This is a genomic window from Clostridium sp. UBA1652 (genome assembly GCF_002320975.1).
Taxonomy (GTDB): domain Bacteria; phylum Bacillota; class Clostridia; order Clostridiales; family Clostridiaceae; genus Clostridium_T; species Clostridium_T intestinale.
This window is the reverse complement of sequence record NZ_DCLI01000002.1, coordinates 400-6600: the sequence shown is the minus strand read 5'-3', so window position 1 is coordinate 6600 and position 6201 is coordinate 400. Positions and strand designations below refer to the sequence as shown.

The 6201-nt window shown below is 28.0% G+C and carries 6 protein-coding genes; 3 read left to right on the top strand and 3 right to left on the bottom strand.

The features are described 5' to 3' along the window. Positions 1-482 precede the first annotated feature (482 nt). A complete protein-coding gene (cls, locus tag B3N22_RS00390; RefSeq protein WP_286903993.1) occupies positions 483-1916 on the top strand; it encodes a cardiolipin synthase in 1434 nt (477 codons plus the stop codon). Between the two features lie 144 nt (positions 1917-2060). Further along, complete coding sequence (locus B3N22_RS00385) at positions 2061-3443, top strand: DUF2334 domain-containing protein (RefSeq protein WP_286903992.1); 1383 nt, start codon at positions 2061-2063, stop codon at positions 3441-3443. Between the two features lie 47 nt (positions 3444-3490). Here the strand turns inward: B3N22_RS00385 and B3N22_RS00380 are convergent, their stop codons facing one another. Both B3N22_RS00380 and B3N22_RS00375 read right to left on the bottom strand, forming a co-directional pair. After that, positions 3491-4366, bottom strand: a complete 876-nt coding sequence (locus tag B3N22_RS00380; RefSeq protein WP_286903990.1) for an SPL family radical SAM protein — start codon at positions 4364-4366, stop codon at positions 3491-3493. 69 nt (positions 4367-4435) lie between these two features. Beyond that, positions 4436-5320 (bottom strand): VIT1/CCC1 transporter family protein, encoded by an 885-nt coding sequence (locus B3N22_RS00375; protein WP_286903988.1) that lies wholly within the window; start codon positions 5318-5320, stop codon positions 4436-4438. Positions 5321-5473: 153 nt separating this feature from the next. On the opposite strand from B3N22_RS00375, the gene B3N22_RS00370 reads away from it, so the two are divergent. Continuing rightward, positions 5474-5710 carry a DUF1292 domain-containing protein gene (locus B3N22_RS00370; protein WP_073022843.1) on the top strand — a complete coding sequence of 79 codons (237 nt, stop codon included), beginning with the start codon at positions 5474-5476 and terminating at the stop codon, positions 5708-5710. A 62-nt stretch (positions 5711-5772) separates the two neighbouring features. On the opposite strand, the gene B3N22_RS00365 is transcribed toward B3N22_RS00370, so the two are convergent. Continuing rightward, the gene (locus B3N22_RS00365; protein ID WP_021803796.1) at positions 5773-6042 is read right to left on the bottom strand and encodes a hypothetical protein; all 270 of its coding nucleotides are present in this window, start codon (positions 6040-6042) and stop codon (positions 5773-5775) included. Between the last annotated feature and the right edge of the window lie 159 nt (positions 6043-6201).

The window sequence follows — 6201 nt, the reverse complement described above, 5'->3', positions numbered from 1 at the left end:
TTTTTTCTTTTTCGCTAATCTTTCTCAGCGACAAGTGTTATCTTATCACACAGCTTTTTGCCTGTCAACAACTTTTTTCATTTTTTGTTGATCAATTTCTTACTAAGAAATGTTTGCCTTCACTTGCGACGTGTTTTATCTTAACATCTACGAAACATATAAATCCTCCTTTCAAAACCAAATTAGCCCATATAAATTCCCATTACTACAAAATACTCATTTTTTCTCGCTTTTTTTATTATTGATACACTAGGATATGTTTATATTTATTTTTTCTTATTTAATACAATTATGACTTCATATAAGAATATTCTCCTATCTGATATTAAATACTTATTTATGTTAATAATATGTAATACCAAATTAAAGTATAGAGATTTTATATCAAATTTAATAATCTTTGACTATTATAATAATATCTTAACCACAATTTAAATAACTGGTATAATATTAATCATATATTCTATGAAGGGGGAAATTAGATGAAAGATTTTACTAACTACATTACATATGCAATAATGGCCATTAATATTATTGTTGGTACTGCTATAGTTGTTTTAGAAAGAAAAAAACCCGAAAAAACAATAGCTTGGTTATTAATTTTATTATTACTCCCTCCTGTTGGTTTAGTTCTTTATATATTCTTAGGGCAAAATTGGAAAATACATAAATTGAATGATCGCATATCTAATGAAATAAAGGATTTAATAACTCCTATAATAAAGGAATATAAACTTAAACAATATACTCCCCTCATTGAGCTTCTTGCTAATAATAGTGACTCTCCTATCTTCCCAAATAACGATATCAAATTCTATACTAATGGAGAGGATAAGTTTAATGATTTAAAAGAGCAACTCCTAAATGCCACTCATCATATTCATTTAGAGTATTATATTGTAAAAAGTGATAATATAGGAAACGAAATAAAAGATATTCTTATAAAGAAGGTAAAAGAAGGCGTTAGAGTTAGATTCATTATAGATAGAGTGGGCGCTAAAATGAAAAAGGCTTACATAAAAGATTTAAAAGACAATGGAATCGATATTGTATTCTATTCTTATTTCTTAGCTCCACTATTACGCCCTATAAATACCCAAATAAATTATAGAAATCATAGAAAAATAGCCATAATAGATGGAAAGGTAGGATTTTTAGGTGGTATAAACATCGGAGATGAATACCTAGGCAAAAGTAAATTTGGTTACTGGAGAGATACTCATCTTATGGTTAGTGGTGACTTCGTTATGGCTCTTCAGGCAGTTTTTTTGGATGACTTTTTAACTATACAAAAGGCAAATAACGAATACTCTTTTTATGATGATGAGTTTGATCAATACTTTCCTGCAACTTCAGTAAAAAATGATGTTCTTATGCAACTAGTTAAAAGTGGACCTGACTCTGAATTTCCAGCAATAATGCAGGGAATGTTAAAAATGATAACAATGGCCAAAAAGAATATTTATATATCTACACCTTATTTTGTTCCAAACGAAAGTATAATGGATGCTTTAAGAATAGCTTCATTAGGTGGAGTGGACATTAAAATAATTTTCCCGGAGCAAGCAGATCACTTTACTGTTAATAAAGCTTCAAGGACATATTTAGGAGAATTGATGCGTTGTGGGGTAAAAGTATATTTTTATGATAAAACAGCTTTTATCCATTCTAAAACTATGACTGTAGATGGAAAGCTATTTACTTTAGGTACTGCTAACATGGATATCAGAAGTTATGATTTAAATTATGAAATTAACTGCGTGGTTTATGATGAGCATAAAACTAAAGAGCTTGATGATATTTTTAACAATGATTTGCTTAGATGCAGAGAATTTCCTCTAAAAGAATACGAAAATGAAGGAAAAGTCGATAAATTTATAGAGGGAATTGCTAGAATTTTTTCATCTCTACTATAAAATACTCAATTAGTGTATCAATTACATTAATTGAGTATTTTTTATTATATTTACATTAAATTTTTATTACTTCTATATGTTTATATTAGCTAATATTATAGAATAGTGTTATTCAGTAATATCAACTAAAAGGAGTTAATTCTAATGCTAAAAAAATTTCTCTATTTAATTCCAATATCTATAATCGTAATTATTTTATATGTTTATTTTAAACCAGATTTGAGAGTTAAATTTATTGAAGAGTTTGACGGAAAAAGTCTCACATCACTAAAAAATGATAAACTTGTACATAGTTTTAAAAAGAAGAAACTATCTAGAAAAATTCCATCTCTTCCTAATGACATAACCTCTATATCTAAAGTAAATAATGTAGATTTAATTTATAAGGATGCTAAATTAGACCTCTCATCTCCGATTCTTCAAAAAGGACAAAGATATTACATATCAATAAAAGATTTTTGTGAATCAGTAGGTGCAGTTTATAATTATTTTGGAGATAAATATACTATAGAATTTAACAATCAAATATACACGATATCAAAAGAAAATAAAAATATATCCTCAAAAGCAGGCACAATAGAACTTAGAGGTGAAGCTTTAACTAATCATAAAACAGAATATTTATCAGTTTCTGATATTGAAGAAATATTTTCTTTTATAAGTTATTGGGATATTGATAATAATAAAATATCATTTTTCCCTATAGATAATTTGAAGATAAAGATCCCCAAGGCTAATGGTACTATATCTTTAATTAGATTAGAAGACATTTCTGTGGGTGAAGAATATAATGGAGATAATCTACTTAAATTTAAAATGGTAGCACAAAATCTTTATATAAATAATGCAAATTTCTCAATAGCATGGGTTCCTAGATTTAAAGATCCTGAAAATAACGTAGATATAGATCTTTTAAAAGATTTTAACATGACTAATGCTGCATTTATAAATACCCTAGATTACATTATAAATAGAGGTGGAGTTATCGGTCTTCATGGTTATACACATCAGTATGGAAATGAAAAGAGCATTGTTAGTTCTGAACTTACAAAAGATTATAATACTAAAGAAGAGGATGTTATAAACATTGTAAATTCAGCTATAACTACAGCAGACTCATTAAATATACCTTATAAGTTTTTTGAGTCTCCACATTATAGAGCTACTGAATATCAACAGTCTATACTCGAAAAGTATTTTGATTATATATATGAACCTTACGTAGGTATATGGAACAAGCTCCCCTTGGTTAGTCCTAGGAGTAATACTACTATATATGTTCCAGCACCTTTAAGTTATGTAAAAGACAACAATGTTCAAGAGTTATTAGATAATATTAAAAGCAACAAAAGCTCATCTCTTGCAAGCTTCTTTTACCATCCATACAAAGAATTTGATTATATAAACATTGATATTAAAGATGGACAATTAAATTATACATATTCTCAAGATGCTCCACTAAATAGAATATTAAAAACACTTGATGATTGTGGATATGTAACTATAAAACTTACTGATATAAAATAGAAAAAAAGATTAGCTGATCTTAAATTAGCTAATCTTTTTCTTTAAATTCACTCTAAAAAACTTAATTGAGTTGAAGATATCTCCTTATAATAAGATGGCATTTCCGTAGATATTCCGTGTATCTTACAATAATCATAAAACATCTTCTTTATCTTTTCGTATTTTAAAATCCTACAGCTATAGTAATTTTTATAATGACTTTGATACTGTTCCTTCACTCCAGGAAATAACTTATCTAGTTTCTCATAATAATAATCACGTTGTCTATCCCTTAATGTTACTCCAAAAAATGGGTAAATATATTTAACCCCATATATTCTTGCCATATTCAATATTTCCATGATGTTTTCTTCATTATCTTCTATGAATGGTAAAATAGGCATCATAGTTATACCTACATTAATACCAAGCTCTGATAATATACCTATAGCCTCAAATCTTTCTGTTGGACTTGATGCAAAAGGTTCTATCTTTTTGGCCAAGTTATCATCAGCTGTTGTTATTGTTATAGCTACAGACGCATATATCTTGTTTATTTCTTTTAACAAATCTATATCTCTTAAAATTAGATTACTTTTAGTTACAATATTAACTGGATATCTAAAGTCTGCAATTACCTCTAATGCTTTTCTAGTAAGCTTATACTTTCTTTCCACATGAGTATAAGGGTCACTCATAGCCCCAGTTCCTATAGTTCCTTTAATTCTTTTTCTAGCTAATTCATTTTTTAAAAGTTCCACTGCATTTGTTTTTACTAATATATTCTCGAAGTTTTCTATCCTATAACACTCACTTCTAGAATCACAATATATACAACCATGTTGGCAGCCTTTATATATATTCATAGTATATTGCACTCCAAACCATTGATTTGGATATTTATTTCTAACTAAAATTGATTTAGCCTCTATTTCCTCTATCATACTATTTAACCTCTTCATATATACTTAATCTAATCTTACCAAACATAATTGCACATAAGTATGTCATATTTAAATATCAATTCCTAAAAACTTTTTAACTAATATTCCAATACCAAAAGATATTACTGCAACACCTAAGCTTATACCTGTCATTTCTAAAAAACGTCTTTTAAACTTTAAATCTTTAGCTATTGAAATATAATAATTAAATCCTGCTATTATTAAGACTACTGAAGCGATCATTATTCCAAGTGCCACTAAGTAATCCTCAGGAGGTAAAAGTAAAAATGGTAATATCAATATAATTACAGTAAACAAATATGCTATTCCTGTATAAGTACAAGACTTTACTGCATCTTTTCTTCCCTCTGATCTAGCAGAAAGGAATTCTGATGATGCCATAGATAAAGTTGCTGAAATTCCTGTAATCAATCCAGACAGTGCTATTATTCTAGTATTTTGAATAGCCAAAGATAAACCTGCTAAGGTTCCAGTAAGTTCTACTAAGGCATCATTTAATCCAAGAACCATAGATCCTACGTATTTAAGTTTTTCCTCATCAAGAAGTCCTAAAAGCTCTTTTTCATGCCTGTCCTCATCATCTGCAATCTCCTTTGCTTTAGGTATTTCCTTTGCTATAATATCATAATTAACCCCAGCAGCCTCTTCTCCTTTTTCTAAAAGTTTTAAAGCAAAGGTAAATCCTAAAATTCTGCTTATTAGTACATACCAAAACACCTTTAACTTTTTAGGTTTAGCTTCTTTATTAGTGTATCTTTTCCATACAAAGCTATGAGCTTTTTCTTCATTAGCTATTTTTTCTAGAACTTTTCTATTATTATCATTTTTTATTCCTTTTGCTACTTTACTATAAATATAGTATTCAGTAATTTCATCTATTTGCATTTTCTCTACTAATTTTTTTATTGGATCACTTAATAAAATTTCACTCATAATACCTTCACCTCTTTTACAAATATATCCACATCTTCTATAAGTATATTATAAAAAAGTTAAAATAAATAAACAACTTCCATTAATATTTATAATTTAATTTATTTAATTTGAGAATAATAAACTTGAATAATTTTTAAGGAGTGAAGATAAATGAGCGAAAAAAGAAAAATGACCTTTACTGATGAAAATGGAGAAAAAGTTGATTACACAATACTTGACCAATTACTAATAAACTCTAAAGAATATGTAGTCATGGCTCCAGTTGGAAACGAAAAAAATATAGAAATATACAAAATGCTATTTGATGCTAAATTAAATGAAAGCCTAGAAGCTGTTGAAAGCGAAAGTGAAATTTCTATGGTAAAAAAAGCTGCACATATTAGTTAGAAATAATAAGACTGTACTTAAATTTGATTTTAAGTACAGCCTTATATCATAAAACAAGTTGATTAATCTATGTAAACGTCAATAACTTTAGCAACATAGTCATCTAATCCTGATTTTGATAATACCACAAGAGATTTATCTATTTCTCCTGGAATCTTGGCACTATATGCCTCAGCTTCATTGGTATCATAGTTTTCATCTCTTAATACAATTATATCGTTCCCCTCAGCCACCTCATACTCTTCAAGTATTTCCGCAACACGATCCTCTACTTCCCCAGTAGGACATTCTAATTCTCTTATCTTCTCAATTGCATCTTCAAGCTCTGTCATAATTTTTCCTCCTAAATAACATTATTACAATACTATTCTATCCATTTTAATCTATTTAATTCCTACTCATTACTATTCAGTAGAACATTCTCATCAAGCTTAATTAAAGTCATTCTTTTTTAAATTATGCACCTATTTCATCGAGTAGGTGAACCTCAG